Source organism: Streptomyces sp. NPDC031426 (assembly GCF_055581585.1).
Window position 1 is genome coordinate 25,642 of the sequence record NZ_JBVIJE010000001.1, and the last position, 26,109, is coordinate 51,750.

General features: G+C 71.3%; 23 protein-coding genes and 1 pseudogene. 11 read left to right on the top strand and 13 right to left on the bottom strand.

All coding sequences use genetic code 11. The features are described 5' to 3' along the window. Both ACZ5NH_RS00160 and ACZ5NH_RS00165 read right to left on the bottom strand, forming a co-directional pair. Positions 1-608 (bottom strand): annotated as a pseudogene (locus ACZ5NH_RS00160) (DNA polymerase ligase N-terminal domain-containing protein). Positions 609-666: 58 nt separating this feature from the next. Further along, positions 667-1,530, bottom strand: a complete 864-nt coding sequence (locus ACZ5NH_RS00165; RefSeq protein ID WP_468772000.1) for an oxidoreductase — start codon at positions 1,528-1,530, stop codon at positions 667-669. 161 nt (positions 1,531-1,691) lie between these two features. Between ACZ5NH_RS00165 and ACZ5NH_RS00170 the strand changes: the two genes are divergently transcribed. After that, the gene (locus ACZ5NH_RS00170) at positions 1,692-2,567 is read left to right on the top strand and encodes a helix-turn-helix domain-containing protein (RefSeq protein WP_468772001.1); all 876 of its coding nucleotides are present in this window, start codon (positions 1,692-1,694) and stop codon (positions 2,565-2,567) included. 13 nt (positions 2,568-2,580) lie between these two features. On the opposite strand, the gene ACZ5NH_RS00175 is transcribed toward ACZ5NH_RS00170, so the two are convergent. Further along, positions 2,581-3,411 carry an aldo/keto reductase gene (locus tag ACZ5NH_RS00175; RefSeq protein WP_468772003.1) on the bottom strand — a complete coding sequence of 277 codons (831 nt, stop codon included), beginning with the start codon at positions 3,409-3,411 and terminating at the stop codon, positions 2,581-2,583. A gap of 94 nt (positions 3,412-3,505) precedes the next feature. Between ACZ5NH_RS00175 and ACZ5NH_RS00180 the strand changes: the two genes are divergently transcribed. Next, positions 3,506-4,573: a LacI family DNA-binding transcriptional regulator gene (locus ACZ5NH_RS00180; RefSeq protein ID WP_468772648.1), complete on the top strand. Its 1,068-nt coding sequence runs from the start codon at positions 3,506-3,508 to the stop codon at positions 4,571-4,573. On the opposite strand, the gene ACZ5NH_RS00185 is transcribed toward ACZ5NH_RS00180, so the two are convergent. From ACZ5NH_RS00185 to ACZ5NH_RS00200, 4 genes are read right to left on the bottom strand one after another with little or no spacing between them, the layout of a single operon-like run. Next, a complete protein-coding gene (locus ACZ5NH_RS00185; protein WP_468772004.1) occupies positions 4,536-5,936 on the bottom strand; it encodes a glycoside hydrolase family 32 protein in 1,401 nt (466 codons plus the stop codon). The two genes, ACZ5NH_RS00180 and ACZ5NH_RS00185, sit on opposite strands and share 38 nt — an antisense overlap. Further along, complete coding sequence (locus ACZ5NH_RS00190; RefSeq protein ID WP_468772006.1) at positions 5,933-6,805, bottom strand: carbohydrate ABC transporter permease; 873 nt, start codon at positions 6,803-6,805, stop codon at positions 5,933-5,935. Before ACZ5NH_RS00190 ends, ACZ5NH_RS00185 begins: the two co-directional genes overlap by 4 nt. A 14-nt stretch (positions 6,806-6,819) precedes the next feature. After that, positions 6,820-7,800, bottom strand: coding sequence for a carbohydrate ABC transporter permease (locus ACZ5NH_RS00195; protein ID WP_468772008.1), 981 nt, complete (start codon positions 7,798-7,800; stop codon positions 6,820-6,822). Further along, entirely contained in the window at positions 7,797-9,206 is a 1,410-nt protein-coding gene (locus ACZ5NH_RS00200; protein ID WP_468772009.1) for an extracellular solute-binding protein, read from the bottom strand. The genes ACZ5NH_RS00195 and ACZ5NH_RS00200 overlap by 4 nt, the downstream gene beginning before the upstream one ends. Positions 9,207-9,357: 151 nt before the next feature. Here ACZ5NH_RS00200 and ACZ5NH_RS00205 point away from each other — a divergent pair, with 151 nt between their 5' ends. Both ACZ5NH_RS00205 and ACZ5NH_RS00210 read left to right on the top strand, forming a co-directional pair. Further along, complete coding sequence (locus ACZ5NH_RS00205; protein WP_468772010.1) at positions 9,358-10,917, top strand: glycoside hydrolase family 32 protein; 1,560 nt, start codon at positions 9,358-9,360, stop codon at positions 10,915-10,917. Positions 10,918-10,974: 57 nt separating this feature from the next. Continuing rightward, complete coding sequence (locus tag ACZ5NH_RS00210) at positions 10,975-11,970, top strand: TauD/TfdA dioxygenase family protein (RefSeq protein ID WP_468772012.1); 996 nt, start codon at positions 10,975-10,977, stop codon at positions 11,968-11,970. Positions 11,971-12,066: 96 nt separating this feature from the next. Here the strand turns inward: ACZ5NH_RS00210 and ACZ5NH_RS00215 are convergent, their stop codons facing one another. Then, the gene (locus ACZ5NH_RS00215) at positions 12,067-13,095 is read right to left on the bottom strand and encodes an LLM class flavin-dependent oxidoreductase (RefSeq protein ID WP_468772014.1); all 1,029 of its coding nucleotides are present in this window, start codon (positions 13,093-13,095) and stop codon (positions 12,067-12,069) included. Between the two features lie 188 nt (positions 13,096-13,283). Between ACZ5NH_RS00215 and ACZ5NH_RS00220 the strand changes: the two genes are divergently transcribed. The 3 genes from ACZ5NH_RS00220 (at position 13,284) to ACZ5NH_RS00230 (ending at position 16,823) form a co-directional block, all read left to right on the top strand. Further along, positions 13,284-13,571 (top strand): DUF1905 domain-containing protein, encoded by a 288-nt coding sequence (locus ACZ5NH_RS00220; RefSeq protein WP_388629378.1) that lies wholly within the window; start codon positions 13,284-13,286, stop codon positions 13,569-13,571. Continuing rightward, on the top strand, positions 13,568-14,077 hold the full coding sequence (locus tag ACZ5NH_RS00225) for a prolyl oligopeptidase family serine peptidase (RefSeq protein WP_468772016.1): 510 nt from the start codon (positions 13,568-13,570) through the stop codon (positions 14,075-14,077). Before ACZ5NH_RS00220 ends, ACZ5NH_RS00225 begins: the two co-directional genes overlap by 4 nt. A 340-nt stretch (positions 14,078-14,417) precedes the next feature. Beyond that, the gene (locus ACZ5NH_RS00230; protein ID WP_468772018.1) at positions 14,418-16,823 is read left to right on the top strand and encodes a M4 family metallopeptidase; all 2,406 of its coding nucleotides are present in this window, start codon (positions 14,418-14,420) and stop codon (positions 16,821-16,823) included. A gap of 69 nt (positions 16,824-16,892) precedes the next feature. Here the strand turns inward: ACZ5NH_RS00230 and ACZ5NH_RS00235 are convergent, their stop codons facing one another. The 3 genes from ACZ5NH_RS00235 to ACZ5NH_RS00245 all read right to left on the bottom strand — a co-directional run bounded on the left by ACZ5NH_RS00235 (position 16,893) and on the right by ACZ5NH_RS00245 (position 19,736). Then, entirely contained in the window at positions 16,893-18,092 is a 1,200-nt protein-coding gene (locus tag ACZ5NH_RS00235) for a glycoside hydrolase family 64 protein (protein WP_468772019.1), read from the bottom strand. Positions 18,093-18,244: 152 nt separating this feature from the next. Beyond that, positions 18,245-19,000, bottom strand: a complete 756-nt coding sequence (locus tag ACZ5NH_RS00240; protein ID WP_468772021.1) for a dienelactone hydrolase family protein — start codon at positions 18,998-19,000, stop codon at positions 18,245-18,247. A 115-nt stretch (positions 19,001-19,115) separates the two neighbouring features. Then, positions 19,116-19,736 carry an L-threonylcarbamoyladenylate synthase gene (locus ACZ5NH_RS00245; RefSeq protein ID WP_388629393.1) on the bottom strand — a complete coding sequence of 207 codons (621 nt, stop codon included), beginning with the start codon at positions 19,734-19,736 and terminating at the stop codon, positions 19,116-19,118. Positions 19,737-20,085: 349 nt separating this feature from the next. On the opposite strand from ACZ5NH_RS00245, the gene ACZ5NH_RS00250 reads away from it, so the two are divergent. Further along, positions 20,086-21,645: a PucR family transcriptional regulator gene (locus ACZ5NH_RS00250; RefSeq protein WP_468772024.1), complete on the top strand. Its 1,560-nt coding sequence runs from the start codon at positions 20,086-20,088 to the stop codon at positions 21,643-21,645. Positions 21,646-21,761: 116 nt separating this feature from the next. On the opposite strand, the gene ACZ5NH_RS00255 is transcribed toward ACZ5NH_RS00250, so the two are convergent. Further along, entirely contained in the window at positions 21,762-23,012 is a 1,251-nt protein-coding gene (locus ACZ5NH_RS00255) for a serine hydrolase domain-containing protein (RefSeq protein WP_468772026.1), read from the bottom strand. 282 nt (positions 23,013-23,294) lie between these two features. Between ACZ5NH_RS00255 and ACZ5NH_RS00260 the strand changes: the two genes are divergently transcribed. Continuing rightward, positions 23,295-23,486: a hypothetical protein gene (locus ACZ5NH_RS00260; RefSeq protein ID WP_468772027.1), complete on the top strand. Its 192-nt coding sequence runs from the start codon at positions 23,295-23,297 to the stop codon at positions 23,484-23,486. Positions 23,487-23,490: 4 nt separating this feature from the next. On the opposite strand, the gene ACZ5NH_RS00265 is transcribed toward ACZ5NH_RS00260, so the two are convergent. Continuing rightward, complete coding sequence (locus ACZ5NH_RS00265) at positions 23,491-23,958, bottom strand: hypothetical protein (protein WP_388629404.1); 468 nt, start codon at positions 23,956-23,958, stop codon at positions 23,491-23,493. Between the two features lie 289 nt (positions 23,959-24,247). Between ACZ5NH_RS00265 and ACZ5NH_RS00270 the strand changes: the two genes are divergently transcribed. Together ACZ5NH_RS00270 and ACZ5NH_RS00275 are read left to right on the top strand one after the other, a co-directional pair. Next, a complete protein-coding gene (locus tag ACZ5NH_RS00270; protein ID WP_468772029.1) occupies positions 24,248-25,597 on the top strand; it encodes a transaminase in 1,350 nt (449 codons plus the stop codon). Between the two features lie 50 nt (positions 25,598-25,647). After that, entirely contained in the window at positions 25,648-26,088 is a 441-nt protein-coding gene (locus ACZ5NH_RS00275; protein ID WP_388629410.1) for an Lrp/AsnC family transcriptional regulator, read from the top strand. Positions 26,089-26,109 lie beyond the last annotated feature (21 nt).

A 26,109-nucleotide genomic window follows, 5' to 3' on the forward strand; every position in this document is an offset into this window, starting at 1 on the left:
TCACTCCGCGCCGTCGGCCGCGACCTGTGCGAGGGTGCGTCCGGTGCGCACGAGCGGGCCCGCCGGGGATCCGGGGTGCCGTGCCCGGCCGACCGCGCCGGCCCCTTGCGCACCAGCAGCCAGGCCTCCTGTTCACCCTGGTCTCCCCGGAAGCGGGTCAGGGCGTACTCGCCGCGCAGTTTGCTGCCGTGCAGCCGGAAGGTGGCGTGCCCGTGCTCCAGCGACTGAGCGAAGTCCACCGGGCGTCCCTTGCGGTCGTGGCTGAGCGGCTCGTACGTGCCGTTGTCCCAGACGATCACGGTCCCGCCGCCGTACTCGCCCTTCGGGATCACGCCCTCGAACTCCTCGTACTCCAGCGGATGGTCCTCGGTGGGCACGGCCATCCGCTTGTCCCCGGGATCCGTGGACGGGCCCTTCGGGATCGACCAGGACTTCAGGACGTCGTCGAACTGGAGCCGGAAGTCGAAGTGCATCCGGCTGGCGTCATGGATCTGCACCACGAAATGCGGCTCGTCACTCCCGGCCCGCGGCTCCTGCCCCGACGGCTCGCGGGTCCGCTCGAAGTCGCGCTTGCCGCGGTACGTCCGCAGCCGGTCCTCCGCTGCCACCTGAGGCTCCTTCCGTACGACCGTCTCACGGGCCCCCGGGTACCCCGGACCGGGCCGTTCAGCCCCCGATGCCGTCCAGCTCGGCGACCGCGTCGTCCGGCAGCACCAGGGACGCGGCGGCGATGTTCTCCCGCAGGTGCTCCGGCGAGGAGGTGCCGGGGATCAGCGCGACGTTCGACGACCGGCGCAGCAGCCAGGCCAGCGCCACCTGCTGCGGCGAGGCCCCGAGCCGGGCGGCGACCTTGGCCAGCGCGTCGGACTGCAGCGGGGTGAAGCCGCCGAGCGGGAAGTAGGGCACGAAGGCGATGTTCTCGGCCGCCGTGCGCTCCACCAGCGCGTCGTCCTGCCGGTTGGCCAGGTTGTACAGGTTCTGCACGGTCACCACGGGCGCGATCGCCAGCGCCTCGTCCAGCTGCGCCGCGGTCACCGTGCTCAGCCCCAGATGCCGGATCAGCCCCCGCTCCCGCAACTCGGCCAGCGCGCCGAACTGCTCGGCCAGGGAGTCCTCGTTCGGGGTGTCCACGTCACCGACCCGCAGATTGACCACGTCCAGCGACTCCACGCCGAGGCTCCGCAGGTTGTCGTAGACCTGCGCCTTCAGGTCCTCCGGGTGCCGGGACAGGATCCAGCTGCCGTCGGCTCCCCTGCGGGCGCCGACCTTGGTGACGATGTGCAGCTCCTCGGGGTAGGGATGCAGCGCCTCCCGGATGAGCTCGTTGACGACCACGGGCCCGTAGAAGTCGGCGGTGTCGATGTGCGTGATCCCCGCCTCCACCACCGCGTGGAGCACCGCCACCGCCCGGTCACGGTCCTTCGGCGGACCGAAGACGTGCGGGCCGGCCAGCTGCATGGCGCCGTAGCCGACGCGGGTCAGGGCCAGACCGTCGGCCGGAGTGAGGGTGCCGCCGAGCTGTGCAGTCATGTCGTACCTCTCCAGATGATGCTCAGGATGCCCTGGCCACCGGACCTGCCGGCGGCCTCGCTCTCCACCCTGCGCCCGTCGGCCCCGCCGTTGCAGTGCCCCGTCGATCCTGGGAGTGGCAGGGCCAGTCACCGCCGGCCGGGCCGCCGTACGGTGGGGCCATGGACCGAACGAACGCGCTCGGCGAGTTCCTGCGCGCCCGCCGGGCGCTGGTGCGGCCCGAGCAGGTGGGGCTGCCCGGCGGCGGGCTGCGCCGGGTGCCGGGGCTGCGCCGCGAGGAGGTCGCGATGCTGGCCGGCATCAGCTCCGACTACTACCTGCGGCTGGAGCAGGGCCGCGACCGCAACCCGTCCGTGCAGGTCCTCCAGGCCATCGCCGGTGTGCTGCGGCTCGACGCCGACGCCACCGCCCACCTGGTCGGCCTCGCCCAGGACCGGCCCGGCCCAGGCGTACGCTCCGGGCGCCGCACCCAGCAGGTCCCGGCGAGCCTGCTCCAGCTCATCGACGGCTGGCCGCGCAACCCCGCCTACGTCCAGACCCGCTACACCGACTGCCTCGCCGCCAACGCCCTCGCCACCGCACTCACCCCGAACTACCGGCCCGGCGTCAACCTCCTGCGGGCCGTCTTCCTCGACCCGGCCGAGCGCGAGCTGCGCCGGGACTGGGAGGACCTCACCGAGGAGGGCGTGGCCGTACTGCGCTCCGAGACGGGGGCGGACGCGGACGACCCGCGGCTGCGCGACCTGGTCGGCGAGCTGTCCCTGCGCAGCGAACGCTTCCGCACCCTGTGGGCCCGGCACGAGGTACGGCCCCGCCGCGGCCGGGTGAGCCATCTGACCCATCCGCAGGTCGGCGACCTCGACCTGCAGTCGGACAAGCTGTCCGTGGACGGCACCGACGGCCTCACCCTGGTCGTCTTCCACGCCGAGCCCGGCAGCCGCAGCGCCGAACTGCTCGACATCCTCGGCAGCCTCGCCGCGCCGGCCGGTGACGGTGTCCGGCCGGGCAGCGCGCAGGAACGGATCGAGGAGCAGTAGGGGCCCGGTCGGTTCAGAACTCCTCGTGCCGTTCGGGGTCGCCGCCGAGCCGGTGCGGGGCGTGCCGGGCGATCGCCGCGAGCTGGCCGGAGTCCAGCTCGAAGCCGAAGACGTCGAGGTTGGCGCGCTGCCGGCCCGGATCGGCCGACTTCGGGATGGGCAGCGTGCCGACCTGGAGATGCCAGCGCAGCAGCACCTGCCCCGGCGTCACCCCGTGCGCCGCGGCGATCTCCGCCACCGCGGGATCGTCCAGCAGATCGCTGCCCCGGCCCAGCGGGCTCCAGCTCTCGGTGACGATGCCCTTGTCCGCGTGGAAGGCGCGCAGCTCCTCCTGTGGGAACAGCGGGTGCAGCTCGATCTGGTTCACCGAGGGCAGCACCCCGGTCTCCTTCTCCAGCCGCGTGATGTGCTCCGGAGTGAAGTTCGAGACCCCGATCGAGCGGACCAGCCCGTCCTCGCGCAGCTTGATCATCGCCTTCCAGGAATCGGCGTACCTGCCGACCCGGGGATTCGGCCAGTGGATCAGATACAGGTCCACGTACTCCAGGCCGAGTCGCCGCCGGGACTCCTCGAAGGAGGCGAGCGTCTCCTCGTAGCCGTGGTGCCGGCCGGGCAGCTTGGTGGTGACGACCACCTCCTCGCGGGGCACGCCGCTGCCCGCCACGGCCCGCCCGACACCCGTCTCGTTGCGATAGTTCGTCGCGGTGTCCACCAGCCGGTAGCCCAGGTCGAGCGCGGAGCGTACGGCCTGCTCGGCGGCCGTGTCGTCCAGTGGCCAGGTGCCGAGGCCGATCGCGGGGATCGTCGTACCGTCGTTGAGCGTGTGCGCCGGAATGCGGTTCACGATGGGACCTTCCCTCGACAGTGTCGTCCCTCCAGCCTCACGGATAGGGTGAGCGGTGATCAACCGGACGGGTGGGAAGAGGGCAGCGGACGGCATGGGCGGCGGCGCGGACAGCAACGGCGTGGGCGGCGGCGGACGGCCCACCTCGCGGGATGTCGCGCGGCTCGCCGGCGTCTCGCACACCGCCGTGTCCTTCGTCTTCAACGGCCGCGCCGAGGGCAACCTCTCGCCCGCCACCCAGGACCGCATCCGGCAGGCCGCCGCCCAGCTCGGTTACCGGCCCGACCCGGTCGCCCGAGGCCTGCGCCGCCGCCGTACGGCCGTGATCGGGCTGGTCACCGACGAGATCGCCTCCTCCCCGTTCGCCGGGCGGCTGCTGCGCGGCGCGATGGAGACCGCCTGGGACAGCGACCACCTCGTGCTCACCGTGGACTCCGGCGGCGACCCGGCCAAGGAGGACGCGGCCGTCGCCGAACTCCTCGACCGGCGCGTCGACGGCATCATCTACGCGGCCATGTCACTGCGCCGGGTCCGCGTCCCCGAGGGCCTGCACCGCACCCACTCCGTACTCGCCAACTGCCTGCCCGAGGACGACTCGCTGCCCGCCGTCATCCCCGCCGAGCGGGCCGGCGGGCGCACGGCCGCGCGGCTGCTGCTGGAGGCCGGGCACCGCAGGCTCGCCGTGGTCGGCGGACAGGACGACATCGCCTCCGTGGAACGGCTGCGCGGCTTCCGGGACGCACTGCGCGCCGAGGGCGTCACCGTGCCCAGGGAGTGGGTCGTGCGCACCGGAGGCGAGATCACCGGCGGCCACGAGGGCGCCGCCCGGCTGCTCGACGGCACCGACCCGCACCGCCGGCCCACCGGCGTCTTCTGCTACAACGACCGGGTCGCGGCAGGCGTGCTGCATGCCGCGACCCGGCTCGGGATCGCCGTACCCGGCGAGCTGTCGGTGGTGGGCTACGACGACCAGGAACACATGGCCGCCTTCCTCACCCCGGCCCTCACCACGGTCGCGCTGCCGCACCGGGCGATGGGCGAGGCGGCGGCCCGGCTGCTGCTGGACGCCATCGGCACCGGCCGCACCCCGCCCGCCACGGTACGGCGGCTGGCCTGCCCCGTGGTCAGCCGCGCCTCGGTGGGACCTGCTCCCACGCACTGACCTCGGCGTCCCCGTCGACCACCAGCTCCGCGACGTCGTCCGGGCGGCGATAGACCCGCTCGGTCACCGTCGCCCGGTCCCCGACGAACAGTTCGAGCAGCGAACCGTCCACGAGGACCCGGACGGTGCGGGCCCGGCCGGGAGGCACCCGCACCGTGACCGGAGCCGATCCCTCGACTCCCGTGCGGGGCCAGCCACTGCGGTCCAGTACGACCGTGCCCGCCGCAGGGTCCAGCCGCACGGTGAGCGCCCGGTTCGCCGCCCGCAACAGAGTGACGGTCGTACGACCGTGCGCGGTGACCGTGAGGTCGTACGACACCGGGAGCGGCACCCGGCCCGGCGCGGTCGCGAACGGCTCCGGGGCGCGCAGGAGTTCCAGCTCGGGTGCCGGCTCGACCCGTAGGGTGCCGTCCGGGTGCACGTCGACGACCCGGGGCGCGGTGAGCGTGCCCGCCCAGCCCGCCGCGAGCACCTCCGGCGTCTGCCGGGCCTCCCACGACCAGCCCCACATCAGGGCTCGGTCGTCATCCTGGCGGACGGCGGGGGCGTAGAAGTCCCGGCCCTGGTCGAGCCGGCCGCCGGCGCGGGTTGCGAACCTCAAGCCGCCGTCGTCGTCCAACTCCAGACTGCCCGTCAGATAACCGGTGGAGCAGGGAGCCCCGTCCCACAGGGACACCACCAGCACGTGCTCACCGCCGCTCGTCCCGAACAGCTGCGGGCACTCCCAGCCGACCGCCTTGTCACCGAACGCATCGGCGGCGACCGGGTCGTGGCCGTCCAGCAGGACGCCGGCGGACCGCCACGCGGTCAGCTCCGCGCAGTCGTACAGCAGGACCGACGGGGTGCCGTCGGCGTGGCCCGCGCCGACGAGCGCCCAGCGCCGGCCTTCGTGCCGGAAGATGAACGGGTCCCGGAACATCACCACGTCCAGCCCGGCCGGCGGTGCGGTGACCACGGGTTCGGGCACGGGACGCCACTCGACGAGCCGTTCGTCGTCGGGATCCGCCGCGCGGGCCAGGCAGATGGCGCCGAGGCCGGTGTGGGTGCGGTCGACGCCCGTGTACACGGCCGTGGGAACGCCGCCGTCGTCCACCACGCAGCCCGACCAGCAGCCCGCCTCGTCGGGGCCGCCCGGTGTCGGGGTCAGGGCGATCGGATGGTGCTCCCAGTGCACCAGGTCGAGGCTGGATACGTGCCCCCAGTGGATGTTGTCGTGCACCGGCGCGGCCGGGTTGTGCTGGTAGAAGAGGTGATGGCGGCCGTGCCGGCGGAAGGGGCCGTTGGGGTCGTTGATCCAGCCCGCGGGCGGGCGGACCCGGAAGCGGGGCGCGATCGGGTCCGGGGTGCGGCGTGCGAGGCTCAACGGTTGACTCCTGCGGAGGTGATGCCCTCGCGAAGAGGGCGCTGACCGACGACGAACACGGCGACGGCGGGGATCATCGACAGCACGACACCGGCGAGGACGACGGAGATGGAGCCGGTGCCGAGGTTGCCCTGCAGGGACACCAGGCCCAGCGGGAGCGTGTAGTTCTGGCCGGAGGTCTCCAGGATCAGCGGGCGGAAGAACTCGTTCCAGTGGTAGTTGAAGGCGAGTACCCCGACGATCGCCAGGCCCGGAGTGGCAAGCGGCGCGTACACGGACCGGAAGATCCGCCAGGGCCCGGCGCCGTCCAGCATCGCCGCCTCGCCGAGGTCCTTGGGCATGCCGAGGAAGTACTGGCGCATCAGGAAGGTGCCGAACGCGGTCGGGAACGCCGGAATGATCAGACCGAGGAGCGTGTCGGTCAGTCCCATCGACTTGAGCACCAGGAACACCGGGACGATCGTGACCTGGAGGGGGACCATCATGGTCGCCAGCACCAGGCCGAACAGCGGTTTCTTGAAACGGAAGTCGAGCCGGGCGAACGCGTAACCGGCGAGCCCCGCGGTGATCATCTGGCCGACTGCGATCAAAGCGGTCACGAGGGTCGAGTTGAGCGCCAGAAGCCACACATCGATCTGGTCGAAGACACCGCGATACGCGGCCGTGCTCGGATGGGTCGGAACGATCCGCGGCGGCAGGTTGAACGAGTCCGCCGGCGTGCGCAGCGAAGTCGAGACGGTCCAGACGACCGGACCGAGCGTGAGCAGGGCGCACACGGTCAGACCGGCGATCCGCACCCACGGCCCGAGCGCGTACCGGGCGCGGCCGAGGGTCAGGGCCGCCTGGTTCGTCAGGGTTGCTTGGCTCAAGGGGATCACCCGGCTCACTGGTAGTGGACGAAACGCCGGCTGAGCCGGAACTGGACGGCGGTAACCGCCATGATCAGCACGAACAGCAGCACGCCCACTGCGGACGCCTCGCCGAACCGCAGCTGTTCGAAGGCTTTCTCGTAGATGACCATCACCACCGTTCGGGTGGAGTCGCCGGGCCCGCCGTCGGTGAGCACATACGGCTGCTCGAAGACCTGCAGGGCGTTGATGATGCCGACCACCGAGGCCACCAGCAGGGTGGGGGAGAGCAGCGGGAGGGTGATGGCGAGGTGCTTGTGCAGACCGGTCGCGCCGTCGAGGGCGGCCGCCTCGTGGATCTCCTTCGGGATGTTGTTCAGCCCGCCCACGAACAGCAGGAAGGAAAAGCCGAACTGCTGCCAGACGTACACGATGATCACCGTGGCCATCGCGCCGTGCTCGGAGGTCAGCCAGGGCACGGGGGCGATCCCGATCAACCCGATCAGCCAGTTGACCACTCCGAAGTCCTGGTTGAACAGATACTTCATGACGACCGAGATGGACGCGGCCGACAGCACGAGCGGGAAGAAGAAGGCCGAGCGGAAGACCGAGCGCAGCCAGGCGGGCATCCGCCCGTTCAGAGTGAGCGCGAGCGTCAATGCGATCAGCAGCTGCGCGGCGACCGCGAGCACCATGAAGACGAGCGTGTTGCGGAAGGACACCAACACGGTCGAATCGGTGAAGACTTCACGGTAGTTGGCCGTTCCGGCGAAACTCGGCGAGTCGATCACATTCCAGTGGAACAGGCTCAACACGACCGAGCCGATGATCGGTACGACCGTGAAGACCACGATCCCGACCACGGTGGGCGCCAGGAACAGCGCCGCCAGGAGCCGTGTGCCCCGTTCGCGGGCCGAGCGCCGCACGTCCGCCGCACGCGGCGTCACGGCCCGGGCCGGGACGGCGGAGAACCGGGTGTCCGTCGTCCCGTCCGTCGCATTCGTCGTGTCCGTCATACGTCACGCTCCATGGCCTTCTCCAGATCGCCCTGCATCCGGCGCAGCGCCGGCTCGACCGAGCGCGGGCTCGCCAGGGCCGTCCCGGTGTGCTTGAGCAGTACCTGGGTCACCTCGGCGACCTGCGGCGGTGCCGGGATGGGGCCGGTGTCGGGGAACTTGTCGAGGGTGTCGTAGAAGACCCGCCAGTGCGCCGGCCCGGTCTGCCGGTAGCGGGCCGCCGTCAGCATCGAACGGCGGGCCGGGGTGGTCTGGTTGGTCGAGAACAGCTCGGTCAGCGTGTCCAGCCGGGCCGAGTACTTGATGAACTCCCAGGCCGCGTCCTGCTTCTTCGACGTGCGCAGCAGCGCGTAGCCCGCCGCGCCGAACTGGTGCCGCTGGGTGCGCCAGCGCGGGAAGTACCGCACGTCGAAGGCGTCGTCGCGCATGCCGGCCAGATGCAGTCCGCCCGCCCAGAAGCCGCCGGCGGGGGTGACGCCGACCCGGCCGGTGGAGAAGACGCCGATGAGGTTCTGGCCGTTGCCGCCCTCCGGCCGGGTGCACAGCCCCTCCTGGATCAGGGCGGCGAGATAGTCGTACGCCTCCTCGACCCGGGCGTTCGTGGCCTGTGGGGTCGTCCAGCGGAAACCGCCCCCGCGCCCCTGCCGTTGCGCAGCCGGATAGAAGGCGTCCCACAGCCAGCGACCGCCGGGCGCCTTGGACTCGGCGAGCAGGTTGGTGCCGTTCGCGAACAGCCAGGGCACCACCCCGCCCCACAGCCGGTTCGTCCAGAAGTACGGCGTGAAGTGCGCGTCGTTGGCCTTCTTCATCCGGCGCAGCAGCGCGGTGAAGTCGTCCCGGGTCCAGTCGTCCGCCGGGAGGTCCGCGCCTGCCCGCTCCAGCACCTGGGTGTTGAAGTACATGTCGGCCGCGTTGAACTCGATCGGCAGTTGATACAGGCTGCCCTCATACATCATCGATTCCACCAGCGAGGGATGGACGTCGGCGAAGTACTCCTTCAGTTCCGCCGCGTCCCGCTTCACCCAGCGGTCCAGCGGCACACCCAGGTGCCGGGCGAACAACTGAACTCCCTCGGTGGCCACATAGACCAGGTCGGGTGCGGTGCCCGCGGCGATCTGCGTGAGGATCTTGGCGAAGAAGTCCGACCAGTCCACGGCCTGTACCGCGTTGATGCGGACCTTGATGTCGGGGTGCAGCCTGTGGAAGCCCGCGACCAGGGCGCGGATTCCGTCCGGGGAGAACGCGGAGCCCAGGGTCGCCACGACCAGGGAGCCGTCGTCGCGGCCCGGAATGTCCGCTCCGGTGAGGCGGTCCCAGCTCGCGGCGGTACCGGCGAGGGTGGCGGCCCCCGCGCCGTAGGCGCCGTACCGCAGCAGTGCGCGGCGCGAGAGGTGCGAGTCGGTCATCTACGGTGCCTAACTCGTGTTAGTAGGTTGAGATGCCCCAGATGATGTGAAGCGTGTTACGTCCCTGTCAAGGCGTGGGAACGCTTGACCTTTAACGAGTTAGGTCGCACAGTCCTGGTGCCATGAACCGTCACGAGAGGACCGATGCGTGATGCGTGGCCCGACCAGAAGAGCCCTCTTTGCCGCGACCGCCGCCGGAGCCGGCGCGGCACTGCTGCCCGCGACCACTTCGGCCGCCAGGCCGAAGCCGAACCCCAAGTCGGCGTCGAGCTGCCTGAGTTACCGGGCCGGCTATCACTTCACCGTCCCCGATCAGTGGAAGAACGACCCCCAGCGCCCGATCTGGATCGACGGCGAGTACCACTACTACTACCTCTACAACGCCGACTACCTCGACGGCGGGGTGGGCACCGCCTGGCGCCTGGCCACCAGCACCGACCTGGTCTCCTTCATCGATCGGGGGATCGCCGTACCCAAGGACACCACCGTCAACGGCGACGTCTGGTCGGGCTCGGTGGTGGTCGACAGCGGCGACACGGCCGGTTTCGGGGCGGGCGCGGTGATCGCGCTCGTCACGATGTCACCAGGCGGCGGCACCGACTACCAGGAGCAGTTCCTGTACTACTCCACCGACGGCGGCCGGACCTTCATCAACTATGGCACCGACCCGGTACTGGCCAGTCCGGGCGCGGACGCCGACTTCCGCGACCCGAAGGTGATCCGCGACGACGACCACGACCGCTGGGTGATGGCCCTCGCCGAACGCAACACGATCGGCTTCTACCACTCAGCCGACCTCAAGTCCTGGACGCACGCGGGCGGTTTCGTCAAGGACGGGATCGGTGTGCTCGAGTGCCCCGACCTGTTCAGGATCACCGCCGACGACGGAACGGCCAAGTGGATCCTGGGCGCGAGCGCGGACGGCACGGGGTCGGGGCAGCCCAACACGTACGCCTACTGGACCGGCTCCTTCGACGGCAGTTCGTTCACCGCCGATTCCACGGCCCCGCAGTGGCTCGACCACGGCTGGGACTGGTACGCGGCGGTCACCTTCGAGAAACGGCGGGCGGACGGCTCACCGGACCCGGCCGCACGCTACGCCCTCGGCTGGCTCAACAACTGGGCCTACGCCCACACCACACCCACGATCGACGCGGACGGCTTCAACGGCACGGACTCGATCGTCCGCGAGATCACACTCAAGAAGTCCGCCTCCGGCGGCTACTACCTGGCCTCCCGGCCGGTTGCCGCGCTCGACTCCCACGTCTCCCGCACGGTGAACCTCGGCGATCTGACCGTCGACGGCTCCCGCCTCCTCGACTACAGGGGCATCTCCTACGAGCTGTCGACGGAGATCACCTGGTCCCAACTCGCCGGAGCGGGCGTGCAGTTGCGTCGCTCAGCCGACGGTGGGCGGCACATCGACGCCGGGGTCTGGAGCGACTACGCCTTCCTCAACCGGCGCGGCACCGTGGGCCCCGGCACCAGCGGCAACCGGCAGGAGAGCCGCACGCCCTTCGACCCGAGCGCCGGCCGGGTGAAGCTGCGCATCCTGGTGGACCGCACCTCGGTCGAGATGTTCGTGGACGACGGCAGGTACGTGCACTCCAGCGAGGTGTTCCCGTACCTGCTGGACGACCGGTTGGCCCTCTTCGCGGCCGGCGGCCCGGCGGTGTTCCGGAACACGGTCATCAGGGAGTTCGCCGTGTGAGGGCCCGGGGTGCCACGATCTTCGGTGGGGCCGGTTCGGACGAGCACGGGAGCGCGCATGACGACGCACAGGGCCACCGCGGATCAGGCGAAGCGGGCCGAGGGTGTGGAGCTGAGGGTTCCAGGCGTGGGGGTGAAGCCGGCCGCGGGGCACATCGGCGCCGAGATCACCGGTGTCGACCTCGCCGGGCCGCTGGACGACGCCGTGGTGGCCCTGATCCGGCAGACCGTGCTGCGCTGGAAGGTGGTCTTCTTCCGCGGGCAGGACCTGGACCACGCCGGGCATGTCGCCTTCGCCCGCCGGTTCGGCGAACCCGTCGTGCTCGGCCGGCGGGGCACCGCCTCACCGGCGGACCACCCCGAGGTGGAGACCACCGCGGACCGGCTGGAGCTGGGCGGCCGGTTCGGCATGGAGCACGAGGAGTGGCTGCGGCGCCGTCGGCACACCCTGCTGCGCGGCTGGCACTGCGACCACGGCGCCCGGGTCGACCCGCCCGCCGCGACCATCCTGCGTGCCGAGACCGTCCCGCCCTACGGCGGCGACACCACCTGGGCCAACCTGGCCGCCGCGTATGCCGGCCTGTCTGCGCCGGTCCGCGCCTTCGTGGACGGGCTGCGCGCCGAGCACCGACTCGGCGTGGGTTACCAGCCCCGGCCCGGCGACGACGCGTACCTGCGGCATCTGCTCGACCATCAGGTGGCCTCGGTGCATCCGCTGGTCCGGGTGCATCCGGAGACGGGGGAGCGGGTGCTGTTCGTCAACGGCTACTACCTGGAACAGATCACCGCTGTCTCCCGCCCGGAGAGCGCGGCACTGCTGGAGATGCTGCTGGAGCAGGCCGTGCGCCCCGAGTACACCGTTCGCTTCCGCTGGGAGCCGGGCAGCGTCGCCTTCTGGGACAACCGGGCCACCATCCACCTCGCCCCCAGCGACAACGCCCCCCTGGACTTTCCCCGGATCATGCACCGGGTGATGCTCGCGGGGGACGTACCGGTGGGGGTGGACGGGAGGCGATCGGAGGCGGTGGTGGGCACACAGCCCGGCCGCTGGTGAATCGGGCCCAGGGCGACAGCCGAGCAGGACGCCGGCTAGTGGCCCGGGGCGCCCGCTGTGGTCGACGGGGCCGGACGGTGCCGGTGCCGACCGCGCTCAGTTCGCCGGCTTCCACCCCAGCGCCGGCCCCAGCTTCGTCGACATGTCCGTCAGGATCTGTATGTAGTCCTCGTGCTCGAAGGTGAACGGCAGGGCGAACGCCACCTCGTCCACCTCCCGGAACGCGGCGTGCGCGCGCAGCCGTTCGGCGATCTCCGCCGAGGTGCCGACCAGGTCCGGGGCGAACAGCAGTCGGCCCGGACCCTGCGGGGAGGCCGTACGCGGCAGGCGTTTCGCCGCGTACGCCTCGTACTTGGCGCGCTGCTCCGGGCTCGCGGAGTCGGTGGGTATCACGACGAGGCCGTGGGAGACCCGGGCCTCCTCGCCGTCGGGGTGATGGGCGCGGAACTCCCGGACGAGGGAGAGCTGGATCTCGGCGAAGTCCCATGGGCCGTCCGGCTGTTCCGCCTTGACCACGCTGCTGGTCAGGAAGTTCATGCCGTGCTCGCCCGCCCAGCGCGCCGAGCGGAGGCTCCCGCCGCCGTACCACATCCGCCGGCCGAGTCCGGGGGAGTGCGGCTGGACCGCATCGCTGAACACCTCGAATCCCTCGACCCCGCTGAAGTCGCTCGCGGGCTTGCCTCGCACCAGGTCCAGCAGCCGTCGCACCCGCTCGTAGCCAAAGTCCTCGGCGTCGGCCGTGTCCGGGTACAGGGAGCCCTTGACCTGCTCGAAGTGCATCGGCGGGCCCACGCTGACGCCCGGGTTCAGCCGGCCCCCGGACAGGACGTCCACCGTCGCCAGGTCCTCGGCGAGGCGCAGCGGGTTCTCCCAGCCGAGCGGAGTCACCGCGGTGCCCAACTCGATACGGCGGGTGCGCTGGGAGGCGGCGGCGAGGACGGCGACCGGTGAGGAGATGCCGTACTGCAGATGGCGGTGGCGCAGCCAGGCGCTGTCGAAGCCGAGCCGCTCGCCCAGCTCGATGATCTCCAGGGTGGACTCGTGTCCCCGGGCCGGATCCGCCGGGTCGAACAGGCCGATGGTGAGGAAGCCCAGCTTGCGCAGCGGGCGGGCGGTGGGCGGCACGGGCTCCTCCAGCGGTCGTACGTCGGTTCCTTCTCCGATTCTGGCAGGCGGGTGTGACAACCGTGTGATCACTTCGGCGGGACGACGATCTCGCCCTCGACCGGCAGGGGTCGCCGAGGCACCCCGAACAGCCGGGGCTCCGGTGGTGTGCCGGTACGCTGGGGAGCCTTTGCGGAAGGGGGCAGATCGTGGAACTCGCCTTCGCCGGACGGGTCGTGGAGTGGCGGGGTCCGGCGCCGTACTACTTCGTCGCCGTGCCGGACGCGGAGTGCGCCGACATCCGTGACGTGGCCGCGCTGGCCAGTTACGGCTGGGGCGTGGTCCCGGTCGAGGCCAGAATCGGCGGCACGGACTTCACCACGTCCCTCTTCCCCAGGGACGGCGGATATCTGCTGCCGCTCAAGAGCGCCGTGCGCCGGCCGGAGGGACTCGCACCGGGTGACGAGGTGACCGTCGCGCTGACCGTGCGTCTGTGAGATGGAGGACGCTGGTGTCGCAGTGGTTCGCCGAGCGCTTCGCGGTGCTGGTGACCGACGGCCGGGGCACCCCGGAGCGCGGGCCGGACTGGGAACGCGCGGTGTCCGGCGACCTGTTCGGGCCCGCGCTCGACGACCAGGTGAGCGCGCTGCGGGCGGCCGCCCGCGCGCACCCCCTGCTCGACCTGCGCCGACTCGGCATCCGTGGCTGGTCGTTCAGCGGCTCGCTCGCCGTGCTCACCGTGCTGCGCCGCCCGGACGTCTTCCGCGCCGCCGTGGCCGGGGCGGGCGTCACCGACCAGCGGCTCTACGACGCCCACTGGCGTGAGCGGCTCCTGGGCCACCCGGAGGCGTACCCCGAGCGGTACGAGGCCTCCCTGCTCCGCGAGGCGCCCCGGCTCACCCGTCCCCTGCTGCTCGTCCATGGCCTCGCGGACCCCAGGGTCCCGCCCGCCCACACCCTCCGGCTGTCCGATGTGCTGCTCGCCTCGGGTCGGCCGCACTAGGTACTGCTCCTGCCCGGCGCCGGACACCAGCCCATCGGCACCGACGTCACACGCGACCTGCCGCGGCATCAGGCGCGTTTCCTGCGGCGGCACCTGGCAGCGACGACGCCGCAGGATCCCGGCCCTTCCCACCCCCGCTCACCGGCATAGGGAAAACCCTCGAATGACCTCCAGATGACTGACATGTGCGAGACAAGGCTGGAATCCTTCCTCCACGCACCTCACATCCCCGGTGTGTGCACAGATCACGGTCCCGTACAGCTCAGCTCACCCGGGCAGCAGACCCGTCTGCCCGTCTGTCACCGGTCGCGATCCGGCGGCCGCAGCAGGAGGAGTACGAGTGAGACCCCACAGACGCCTTCCCCACAAGCGTGCCACGGTCGGAGCCGCCCTGGTCTCCACCGCGGCTTTGCTCACCCTCGGCATGCAGGCCACTCCGGCCGCCGCCAAGCCTGCCGCTCCCCACCCCAGCCCGCTGCGCACCGGCGGCCTGGAGGCCAGGCTCAGCCCGGCCCAGCACCAGGCGCTGATCAGGAGCGCCCAGCAGCGGACCGCCGCGACGGCCCGCGCCCTTGGCCTCGGCGCCAAGGAGAAGCTGGTCGTCAAGGACGTCGTCAAGGACAACGACGGCACCCTGCACACCCGTTACGAGCGCACCTACGCCGGCCTGCCCGTCCTCGGCGGCGACCTCGTGGTGCACACCCCGCCCGCCTCCCTGGCCGCGGGCACCGTGAGCACCACCTACAACAACAAGCACAAGATCAAGGTCGCCTCCACCACCGCGGCCTTCAGCAAGTCGGCCGCCGAGAGCAAGGCCCTGAAGACCGCCAAGTCCCTCGATGCCAAGAAGCCCGCCACCGACAGCGCCCGCAAGGTGATCTGGGCCGGCACCGGCACCCCGAAGCTCGCCTGGGAGACGGTGATCAGCGGCTTCCAGGACGACGGCACGCCCAGCCGGCTGCACGTCATCACCGATGCCACCACGGGCAAGGAGCTGCACCGGTACCAGGCGATCGAGACCGGCGTGGGCAACACCCACTACAGCGGGCAGGTGAGCCTGACCACGACGCAGTCGGGCTCGACGTACACGCTGAACGACGGGTCGCGCGGCGGCCACAAGACCTACAACCTGAACCACGGCACCTCCGGCACCGGGACGCTGTTCTCGCAGAGCAACGACACCTGGGGCGACGGCACCAACTCCAACGCCGCCACCGCGGGCGCGGACGCGCACTACGGGGCGCAGGAGACCTGGGACTTCTACAAGAACACCTTCGGCCGCAGCGGCATCCGCAACGACGGCGTCGCCGCCTACAGCCGCGTCCACTACAGCAGCAACTACGTCAACGCCTTCTGGGACGACAGCTGCTTCTGCATGACCTACGGCGACGGCACGAACAACAATGACCCGCTGACCTCGCTGGACGTGGCCGGCCACGAGATGAGCCACGGCGTCACCTCCAACACCGCCGGCCTCGACTACACCGGTGAGTCGGGCGGGCTGAACGAGGCGACCTCCGACATATTCGGCACCGGCGTGGAGTTCTACGCCAACAACAGCTCCGATCCCGGTGACTACCTCATCGGCGAGAAGATCAACATCAACGGCGACGGCACCCCGCTGCGCTACATGGACAAGCCGAGCAAGGACGGCTCCTCGGCGGACAGTTGGTACTCGGGCGTCGGCAACCTGGACGTGCACTACTCCTCGGGTCCGGCGAACCACATGTTCTACCTGCTCTCCGAGGGCAGCGGCACCAAGGTCATCAACGGCGTGACCTACAACAGCCCGACCTCCGACGGCGTCGCCGTCACCGGCATCGGCCGGGCCGCGGCGCTGCAGATCTGGTACAAGGCGCTGACGACGTACATGACGTCGAGCACCGACTACGCGGGGGCCCGCACCGCCGCCCTGAACGCGGCTGCCGCCCTGTACGGCACCAACTCCGCGCAGTACGCGGGAGTCGGCAACGCCTTCGCCGGTATCAACGTCGGCAGCCACATCACCCCGCCGAGCAGCGGAGTGACGGTCACCAACCCGGGCAGCCAGTCCTCGACCGTCGGCACCGCCGTGAGCCTGCAGGTCCAGGCGAGCAGCACGAACAGCGGAGCCCTGTCCTACAGCGCCTCCGGCCTGCCCGCGGGCCTGTCGATCAACAGCTCCACCGGACTGATCACCGGTACGCCCACCACGGCGGGCACCTACAACACCACGGTGACGGTGACCGACTCCACCGGCGCCACGGGCACCGCGACCTTCACCTGGACGGTCAGTACCGGTGGCGGTGGCGGCTGCACCTCGACCCAGCTGCTGAGCAACCCCGGCTTCGAGTCCGGAAGCACCGGCTGGAGTGCCACCAGCGGCGTCGTCACCAACGACACCGGTGAGGCGGCCCACGGCGGCTCGTACAAGGCCTGGCTGGACGGCTACGGCACCACGCACACCGACACGCTGTCCCAGTCGGTGACCATCCCCGCGGGCTGCAAGGCCACCCTGACCTTCTACCTGCACATCGACACCTCGGAGACCACCAGCAGCACCCAGTACGACAAGCTGACGGTGACCGCGGGTTCGAAGACCCTAGCGACCTACTCGAACCTCAACGCGGCCTCCGGCTACAGCCAGAAGACCTTCGACCTGTCCTCGCTGGCGGGCCAGACGGTCACCCTGAAGTTCAACGGCGTGGAGGACTCCTCGCTGCAGACCAGCTTCGTCGTGGACGACACCGCCCTGACGACCGGCTGACCCACACATGACGGTCCCGCACCCCGGCAGCCGGCCGGGGTGCGGGACCCTCGCATGTCACCTCGTACGTCAGCTGAGCGGATCCAGCGTCAGATACGCCTGCTGCGGGCTGCCGTCGTGGACCAGCGACTCCTGGTTGCCGACGTCGTCGAAGGCGAACGCGTAGGCCTTGCCGTCGGCCATCTGCGCATGCACCGCACGCGCGTACTGGTTCGTGACCGTGTCCTGGTAGAAGGCGGCCGTCGAGGTGTCCGGCTGGTTCGGGTTCACCAGCAGGGTCGAGCGGTTGAAACCGGCGCACAGCGTACGGGAGATGGGGCCCCGCACATTGTCGTTCGGCGCGTCGAGCAGCTTGTGGCAGCCGAAGACGCTGTCCGCGTCCGGCTTCCGGAAGCTGGTGACGACCGCGCCCGAGGAGTTGGTGAAGTTCATGACGTCGCCCGAGACCCGGCCGTAGTACTTGGTGTTCGGCTGGTCGGCGAACGGCGTGACGGTCAGCGTCGAGGTCGAGTACTTCTGCCAGACCCGGTTGACGTAGTCGTCCATCACGTTCGCCGGCAGGGCGCCGGTCTCCACGCCGTACAGCGGTGACAGGGCACGCAGCACCGTGCCGTCGGAGCGGGTCTGGATCAGGCCGGACCAGCCGCCCGACTGACCGCGCAGGGCGTTGAAGAAGCCGTTGTAGCCACCGGACTTCAGGTGCCCGGTGGTGCTCACGCTGCCGTCGGAACGCCGTACGCCGACCGCGTACGGCGCGGAGAACATGTCCACCTGGGTGCTGTTCAGCCACAGCCCCGAGTCGTTGAGGGTGTACTCGGACCAGTTGAACAGGATGTTCCGGTTGGGGTCGGAGGGGTTCTGCACGGCCGGCTGCACCAGGCCGCCGGTGGTCAGCCGGAAGTCGAGCTTCTGGCCGTAGGAGAAGTAGATCCGGCCGGAGAACTTCGGTATCCGGATGGTCGTCGACTGTCCGGGGGCCGGGCCGGCGATCGCCGCGTCCGGGGCGGGCGTCGGCGGGTTGCCGCCCGCCGGCCAGGCATGGAAGCTTCCGTTCGTGTCGGCCCAGCCCTGCTGCCCGGAGGACAGCTGGGTGCCGAGGTCGTAGACGTAGACCGGCTCGGAGCGGCCCGAATTGTTGGTGATCCTCAGCGGGATGGTGTCCGGTACCGCGGCACCGGCACGGTCCGGGGCACCGAGGGCGAGCACTCCGCCGGCCAAGGCCGCGGCGGCCGCCAGGGGCAGCGCCGGGTGTGTGCGTGTGTGAGGCACTCTCCTTACCTCCGTGTGGGGTCGGGGTCGTACGGATATTGGTCCGTACCTGTTTGAGAGCGCTCTCAGACTGGTGCTGCGCCGCGTGCATGTCAATGCCTGAGCAGACCGGCTCACGGCGCCCGCCGTGCGGCAGGCGCCGTGAGCGGGTGTCAGAACGTGCGCTTGAGCAGGTCGAGCAGGGCCGCCCAGTGCCGTTCGTCGGCCTCGCGGTCGTACGCCGGGGTGTCCGCCTGGGTGTAGCCGTGCGGGGCGCCCTGGTAGACCTCGCAGGTGTGCCGGACCCCGGCCGCGGTCAGGGCCTCCTCGAAGCGCTCGATCTGCTCCGGGGGCAGTGACCGGTCGTTGTCGGCGTGCCCGAAGTAGAGCTCCGCGGTGATGTCCGGGGCACCCAGGTGCGGGCTCGTCGGCTCGTCGGTGGCGAGGCCGCCGCCGTGGAAGCCGGCCGCGGCCGCGACCCGGTCCGGGTGCGCGGCCGCCGTCCACAGGGTCAGACGGGCGCCCATGCAGTACCCGGTCACCGCTACCGGCCCGTCGATGACCAGCGGGCTGTCGGCCAGCCATTGCAGATAGGCGCCCGCGTCCCGCTTGATCAGGTCGGGGGTCAGCGAGGACACGACCGGGCCGAGCCGCTCCCAGATGGCCGGATCGACGGCCGGGTCGATGAACTCGGGCAGCTCGACGACCGGGGTGCGGCCGAGGCGGTAGAAGACGTTCGGCACCAGCACGGTGTAGCCGGCGCTGGCCAGCCGGTCGGCCATCGACCTCAGGTGCGGCCGCAGGCCGTAGGCGTCCTGGTAGAACAGCACGCCCGGGCGGGGGCGGCCGTCGGCGGGATGGGCGAGGTAGGCGTCGGCGACGCCGTCCTCGGTCGTGATGTCGAGATCGGTTGCCTGGACATCGGTCATGGTGGGCATTCTCCCTGGGGACATGGGCGTCGGGCGGCGATGGCCCCACGACGCCACGGCTACGGCCCATGCTGTCACGCAAGATCCGAAACCTCGTACCGGGAGTGCCGCGCGCTCACTCGAAACGGCTGGTGTCCCCGGCGCCCCGCCGTACGATCTCCGCTTCGCCGCTGGAGAAGTCCACGACCGTCGTCGGCTCGGTGCCGCAGTCGCCGGAGTCGACCACCGCGTCCACCGCGTGGTCGAGCCGGTCCTTGATCTCCCAGCCCTGCGTCAGCGGCTCCTCCTCGTCGGGCAGCAGCAGCGTGCTGGACAGCAGCGGCTCGCCCAGCTCCGCCAGCAGCGCCTGGGTGACCACATGGTCGGGGATGCGCACGCCGACGGTCTTCTTCTTCGGGTGCAGCAGCTTGCGCGGCACCTCGCGGGTGGCCGGGAGGATGAAGGTGTAGCTGCCGGGCGTGGACGCCTTCACGGCCCGGAAGACGTCGTTGTCCACCCGCACGAACTGGCCGAGCTGCGCGAAGTCCCGGCACATCAGGGTGAAGTGGTGCCGGTCGTCCAGACGGCGGATGGAGCGGATCCGGTCCATGCCGTCCCGGCTGCCCAGCCGGCAGCCCAGGGCGTAACAGGAGTCGGTCGGGTATGCGATGAGTGCTTCCGAGCGCACCGCGTCGGCGATCTGGGCGATGCTGCGCGGCTGCGGGTTCTCGGGGTGCACGTCGAAGTACTTCGCCATTCACCGAGCTTATGCGTACCGGACGCCCCATGCGCACCCCACGGGCCACCGGCACCCCTGGCAAGCCGGTTCCAGCGCCTTTCAGGATCCCCGTTCCCCTCTCCGTACCAGCGGAGTGAGCCGCTACCGGCCGACCGCCCCGTCGATTCATGGGCGTACTTCCCGGATTACGGGGCATGCGACCCGTGAGCGCTCGTGGGCATCCCCCCGCCCCGGACGCGACGTCTCCGCCGGTGGCCCACCCCCCCGGGCCCGCCGGCGGAGCCATGTCCGGCGGCGGGAGCGCGCCGTTTCGGGTAACGTGCCGATACGTATGCCCAGGTCAACACGGAGGCGAGGAGAGGGGAACGTGGCCGGCCGACCGGACGAGGGCCCGGCGTTCCAGCAGCCGTACGGCGGGGACAGCGCCTGGGCGCAGGAGTTGCTGGACCAGCTGCGGCCCGCCGGACGCGATCTTCGCCGGCTCGTCGACTGGCTCGCCCGGACCGTGAACGCGGCGGTGTGCCTCCAGGACGGCCGCGGTGACCTGCTCGCCGGTGAGCCGCTGCCGCTCGACTCCGCCGTCGTCGCCGATGTCTTCGCGGGCCGGGTCTCCGCCGCGTCCCTCGACGACGGGGTACGGCACGTACGCCTGGTCGGGATACGGCATCCGGGGTCCGGCCAGCCGGCGGGCGCCGTCCTCGCCGTGGCCCGCCCGGAGCCCTTCGACCGGCGCGGCACCGAGATCCTCGGCCACACCGTCGCCGTACTGGAACTCCTGCTCGGGCAACGCGAGTCGGCCGAGTCAGAGCGGCGGCTGCGGCGGGCCACGGCCGATCTGCGGCTGGCCATCCTGCAACTGCTCATGGTGGAGGACACCGTCTCCGCCCGCCGGGTCGCCGCCGGACTCTGGCCGGGCCTGCTGGAACAGGACTCCGCCCGCGTCTACGTCCTCGAGGACGCCGCCGTGGAACGCGACCGGCTCGCCGACGCGTGCGTGGCCGCCACCGACGGCCGCGCGCTCGTCGTGCGCTGCCCCGCGGTGGACGAGCACGTCATCGTCGTGGGCCCGTCCGCCGAGGTGGGGGAGCGGCTGCGCGCCCTGATCGCCGACCGGTCCGGCACCTTCCTCGGCGGCAGCCCCCGGCAGCGCCTCGCCCTGACCGCCACCGCCTACGGACAGGCCGTCACCGCCCTCGCCGTGGCCCGCTTCCAGCCCGACCGGTACGCCGTCTACGCCGCTCGCACCCGCCCCGCACAGCTGATGGACCCCGCGACGCTGCGGGCCTGGGCCGCCGCCGTGCTGCGCCCGCTCGACGCGCTGCCGCACCATGTGCGTGCCGAACTGCTCGCCACCACCCGGCTCGGTCTGGAGTTCACCGCCGTGAGCGCGGCCAAGGTGCTCGGCGTCAGCCGCAACACGGTCCGCGCCCGGATGGACCGGGTCGCCGCGCTGCTCGGCGCCGACCTGTCCCGGCTGCCCGTCCGCGCCCTCGCCCACGCCGCCCTCAACACCGAGGCCGCACACGGCCCGTACGACCTGTCCGGCGGTGCGGCCGGACCGCTGGTCCGGACCCGGCTCACCGAGCTGCTCGGGACGAGTGCGCTGCGCTCCTGGGCGGAGGGGCTGCTCGGCCGCCTCGACGAGGACGGCCGGGATCTGCGTGGCACCCTGTGCGCCTGGGCCGGGGCCGACGCGCACGCCGAACGCGCCGCCCAGGCCCTCGGCGTACACGCCCAGACCGTGCGCGAACACGTCCGGGCCGCCGAAGCCGTCCTGGAGCGGCGGCTGACGGCCGGCGGCACCGACCTGTACGAGGTCGTCCTCGCCCACCTCGTCACCGGCGAACTGCCCGTGCCCGACCTCGGCGTGACCGCCGGCCCCGGCGCGGCGAACCCGGACCAACCGGACTCGGCTGTGCAGTGGTGAGTCCCGTGCGGACCCTGCCGGGCACGCGTGCACTACCCCCCGTCCAGCAGTGCACGTACCTTCGGCAGTCCGCGGGGCACGACCGGAACGGGGGACCGGTCGCGGCCCCGCGTGCCTCATCCGGTCCGCGTGACGGGGAGGTTGTACACGTGGGCCGGCGAGATGATCTTCGTGATCGCCTCGCCCAGCGCGGTACTGGGTTCCCGTGACCGGTAGTCGGTGTCCGTGTTGAGCAGCACGACGAGCGACGTCCTCGTCCCGGGCAGGTAGACGGTCAGCGTCTGGTAGCCCGGCAGGGAGCCGTTGTGGCCGATCCAGGCCTGGACGTCGAAGATGCCCAGACCGTATCCGGCACCCTTGATCATGCCGGTTCCCGGGGTGATCAGCCGCTGCTTCTGGACGGCGGCGCTCACCATCCGCCCACCGTCCGGGAACCGGCCCGTGGCGACCGTGCGCGCCCAGGTGTGCAGTTCCCGCAGATCGGAGATCATCGCGCCGGCCGCCCAGCCCCAGGACGGATTCCAGTCGGTCGCGTCCGCCTCCTCGCCGTTCGCCGTCTGCACGGTGTACCCGTGCGCATGCGGGGCGGGGAACTCGTTGCCGGTGGGGAAGAGTGTGTGCTTCATGCCGGCCGGATCGAGGACGTGCTGCTTGATGTAGTCGCCGAGGTGCTGCCCGCTCTCCTGCTCCACCACCAGCCCCAGCAGGATGAGGTTGGTGTTGCTGTAGGAGAACTTCTCCCCGGGCTGGAACATCACCGGATGCTTGACGGAGTAGGCGAGCAACTGCTCGGGGGTGAAGGGCCGTTGCGGGTCCGAGGTGAGCGCCTTGTCGAAGTCCGGGTCCTCGGAGTAGTTGAACAGTCCGCTGCGCATGTCGGCGAGCTGACGCAGCGTGATCCTGTTCTCATTGGGTACGCCGCCGATGTACTTGCCGATCGGGTCGTCCAGGCCCACCTTCTTCTGGTCCACCAGCTGCAGCAGCGCGGTCACCGTGAACGTCTTGGTCTCGCTGCCGATGCGCATGTACAGGTCCGGAGTCATCTTCCGGCCGGTGCTCTTGTCGGCGACCCCGAAGGAGCGGACGTAACTCGGCCGTCCCGGCGTCCAGATGCCGACGGTCACGCCGGGAACGCCCGCCTCGTGCATCACCTTGCGCACGGCGGCGTCCAGTTGGCGTGTCACGCCCGGGGTGAGGTCACGTACGGCCGCTCCCGAGGGACTCGGGCTGGGCGCGTCGGCGCCGAGGGCGGCCGGCACTGCGGCCGGGGACGCCCATGCGGGCCCGGCGGCGACCGGTGCCATCAGAGTCCCCACCGCGACGGCGACCGCGGCCTTCCTCAGCAGGCGTGCGGACGTATGCGACATGGACTGACTCCAAGCACATGAGAGGTGAGCGTGCGATGAGCGGGACCCCGGAGCCCTGACCGTCCCAGCATAGGAGGGCACCCCCAGCCGCGCCCGTCGGGCGAGCGGGCGGCCGCCCCGCCCGTCGCCTGTCGGCGGGATGCTTGTCCGACGGGCGGAAGGCCTCGTTCGGGCGATGCTCTCACCCGACCCGGTGAGTCTGCCGGGTGGGCCGTACCGGTGACGGGCCACAGGCGTTGCCCCGGCATGAACCGCTTGGACCCGGCGCACCGTTTGGATTGGATGGACCGGATCGACCGGATGCGCAGGGCGGGCCGGCCGGCGCAGACGGATCGGGCCCGGGAGCCGATCTACGCCGGTCTCGTCGCCGAGTGGCGGGCGCAGGGCCGCACCGTGCCCGCGGAGCCGGACGCGCTGTCGGCCGCCCTCCCTCCGGCCGGCTCGGGCGCCCGGCCCGCGCGCGAGCGCGCCTGAACCGTCACGGGCCGCACAGCGGCGCGAGGACGGCCAGGGTGCCGTTGGCCTGCCGCAGCGCCCCCTCCAGGGCGCCCGGGAAATGGAGTGCGCCGGAGCCGTCCGGCGGCACGAGCCACTCCAGGAAACGCGCGGGACGGTACGGCGGCGGCACGGCGACCCAGGCCCCCTTGGTCGCGTACCGCAGACCGGCTCCCACCCAGCCGCCGGAGGGGTCCGGCGGCAGGAAGAACCCGACCCGGCCCGCCGCCGTGTCAATGAGCGTCGGCCCCGGCACGGGCAGCCCCGGCCGCCACAGCAGGTCGAGGGTGAGCAGGCCCAGCCGCTCGGGGACGCTCAGCACGTCCCAGAAGCGGCCCGCCTCCAGCAGCGCGATGCCCTCGCCGTGATCCCATTCCCACTTGCAGGAGCGCGGGTCCGCCGACGCCGCGGCCAGCCACTCCACGCCCCGCATCCACATCGTGTTCGTCATGCACCGCTCCGGGTGTCCTCGTCCGCCTGCCCTCGGCATATGCATGCTCGTAGATATTTCTACGTGACGGAAGGGGTGGCGAACCCTGGCGTTTGAGCCGGGACGTTCGAACTCCGGCTGCGAGTTCGTCAGTCGGGCGAGGGGGCGCGTCACCCGGACCGGGGTCCCCCACCGAGAGCTACACTCGATTCAAGCGAGCTGGCGATTGATTCAGTCGTCTACTGTTGAGAGTACGGCTGTTTCAGTCGTAGAGTCACGGTATTCGCCACCGTCTCCAGTGAGGTACTCCATGGACCGCACGCGTCTGCACACCCTCCTGGCCCGCGAGAGCGCCGAGGCCGAGCGCCAGGGCCCGCGCTCCCGCGCGGCCTATGCGGGGGCCGACCACCTCTTCGGCCGGGTGCCGATGACCTGGATGAACAAGACGGCCGGTGCCTTTCCCCGCTATCTGGCCGGTGCGCGCGGGGCCCGGGTCACCGATGTGGACGGGCACGAGTACATCGACTTCTGCCTCGGCGACACCGGTGCGATGGCCGGCCACTCGCCCGCACCGGTCACCGAGGCCGTGCAGCGCCGGTTCGCCGAGCTGGGCGGGGCCACGGCGATGCTGCCGACGCAGGACGCGGAGTGGGTCGGCGCCGAGCTGACCCGCCGGTTCGGCCTGGCGCGCTGGAGCTTCTCGCTCACCGCGACCGACGCCAACCGCTGGGCGATCCGGCTCGCCCGGGCCGTCACCGGGCGTCCGAAGATCCTCGTGAACAGCTACTGCTACCACGGCAGCGTCGACGAGTCGCTGATCGTCGTCGGCCCGGACGGCACGGGCACCGCCCGCCCCGGCAACGTCGGTGCGCCGTGCCCTGTGACCCTGACCAGCCGGGTGGCCGAGTTCAACGACCTCGCCGGCCTGGAGCGCGAACTGGCCCACGGTGACGTCGCCGCCGTCCTGATGGAGCCCGCCCTCACCAACATCGGCATCGTCCTGCCGGAGCCCGCCTATCTCGCCGGCGTCCGCGAGCTGACCAGGCGGTACGGCAGCCTGCTCATCAACGACGAGACCCACACCTTCTCCGCGGGACCCGGCGGCTGCACGGCTGCCTGGGACCTGGAGCCCGACCTGCTGACCATCGGCAAGGCCATCGGCGGCGGCATCCCGGCCGGTGCCTACGGGCTGTCCGCCGAACTCGCCGAGCGGCTGCTGGCCCGCACCGACCTGGACCTGGTCGACATGGGCGGCGTCGGCGGCACCCTCGCCGGCAACGCGCTGTCGGTCGCCGCGATGCGGGCCACCCTCGAACACGTCCTCACCGACGAGGCGTTCGCCCGGATGAGCAAGCTCTCCGAGCGCTTCGAGGCGGGCGTCGGGGCGGCCATCGAGGCGCACCGGCTGCCCTGGTCCGTGAGCCGGCTGGGCGCCCGCACCGAGTACCGATTCACCAGCCCGGCGCCGCGCACCGGCACCGAGTCCGCGGCCGTCTCCGACCCCGAGCTGGAGGACTTCCTGCACCTCTACCTCGCCAACCGGGGCATCCTGCTGACCCCGTTCCACAACATGGCGCTCATGTGCCCGGACACCACCGAGCAGGACGTCGACACCCACACCGAGGTCTTCAACGCCGCCCTCGCCGAGCTGGTCGGCTGACGCACCGGGACGACGGCAACAGAGACGGCATCAGACACGAAAGGACACACGTGGACGAGATCGACCGGGCCATCCTGCGCGAGCTGCAGACCGACGGCCGGATCGCCTACGCCGACCTCGGCCCGAAGGTCGGCCTGTCCGCCTCGGCGGCGCGGCAGCGGCTGCAGCGCCTGCTGGACTCGAAGGCCGTCCAGGTGGTCGGGGTCACCGACCCGATGGCCATGGGCGGCCAGGCCATGGCCCTGCTCGGCATCGGCGTCGACGGCGACCCCCGCGCCGTCGCCGACGCCCTGGCCGAACGCCCGGAGGTCGTCTACTCGGTGCTGACCTCGGGCGGATTCGATCTGTTCGCCGAGGTGGTCGCGCCCGGCCCGAAGGCCCTGCTGGACTTCGTCAACGACGTGGTACGGCTGCTGGAAGGCGTCCGGGAGATCCAGTCCTTCCCGTACTTCGGCATCCACACCCACCGCTTCCTGTGGGACGTGGGCTGATGGGAGGCGGGTCGACCGGCC

Coding starts and splice junctions, on each gene's coding strand:
- ACZ5NH_RS00165 (WP_468772000.1), bottom strand. CDS start 1,530: ATGACTGCACAGCTCGGCGGCACCCTCACTCCGGCCGACGGTCTGGCC.
- ACZ5NH_RS00170 (WP_468772001.1), top strand. CDS start 1,692: ATGGACCGAACGAACGCGCTCGGCGAGTTCCTGCGCGCCCGCCGGGCG.
- ACZ5NH_RS00180 (WP_468772648.1), top strand. CDS start 3,506: ATGGGCGGCGGCGCGGACAGCAACGGCGTGGGCGGCGGCGGACGGCCC.
- ACZ5NH_RS00195 (WP_468772008.1), bottom strand. CDS start 7,800: ATGACGGACACGACGAATGCGACGGACGGGACGACGGACACCCGGTTC.
- ACZ5NH_RS00200 (WP_468772009.1), bottom strand. CDS start 9,206: ATGACCGACTCGCACCTCTCGCGCCGCGCACTGCTGCGGTACGGCGCC.
- ACZ5NH_RS00205 (WP_468772010.1), top strand. CDS start 9,358: ATGCGTGGCCCGACCAGAAGAGCCCTCTTTGCCGCGACCGCCGCCGGA.
- ACZ5NH_RS00210 (WP_468772012.1), top strand. CDS start 10,975: ATGACGACGCACAGGGCCACCGCGGATCAGGCGAAGCGGGCCGAGGGT.
- ACZ5NH_RS00240 (WP_468772021.1), bottom strand. CDS start 19,000: ATGACCGATGTCCAGGCAACCGATCTCGACATCACGACCGAGGACGGC.
- ACZ5NH_RS00245 (WP_388629393.1), bottom strand. CDS start 19,736: ATGGCGAAGTACTTCGACGTGCACCCCGAGAACCCGCAGCCGCGCAGC.
- ACZ5NH_RS00255 (WP_468772026.1), bottom strand. CDS start 23,012: ATGTCGCATACGTCCGCACGCCTGCTGAGGAAGGCCGCGGTCGCCGTC.
- ACZ5NH_RS00260 (WP_468772027.1), top strand. CDS start 23,295: ATGGACCGGATCGACCGGATGCGCAGGGCGGGCCGGCCGGCGCAGACG.
- ACZ5NH_RS00265 (WP_388629404.1), bottom strand. CDS start 23,958: ATGACGAACACGATGTGGATGCGGGGCGTGGAGTGGCTGGCCGCGGCG.
- ACZ5NH_RS00270 (WP_468772029.1), top strand. CDS start 24,248: ATGGACCGCACGCGTCTGCACACCCTCCTGGCCCGCGAGAGCGCCGAG.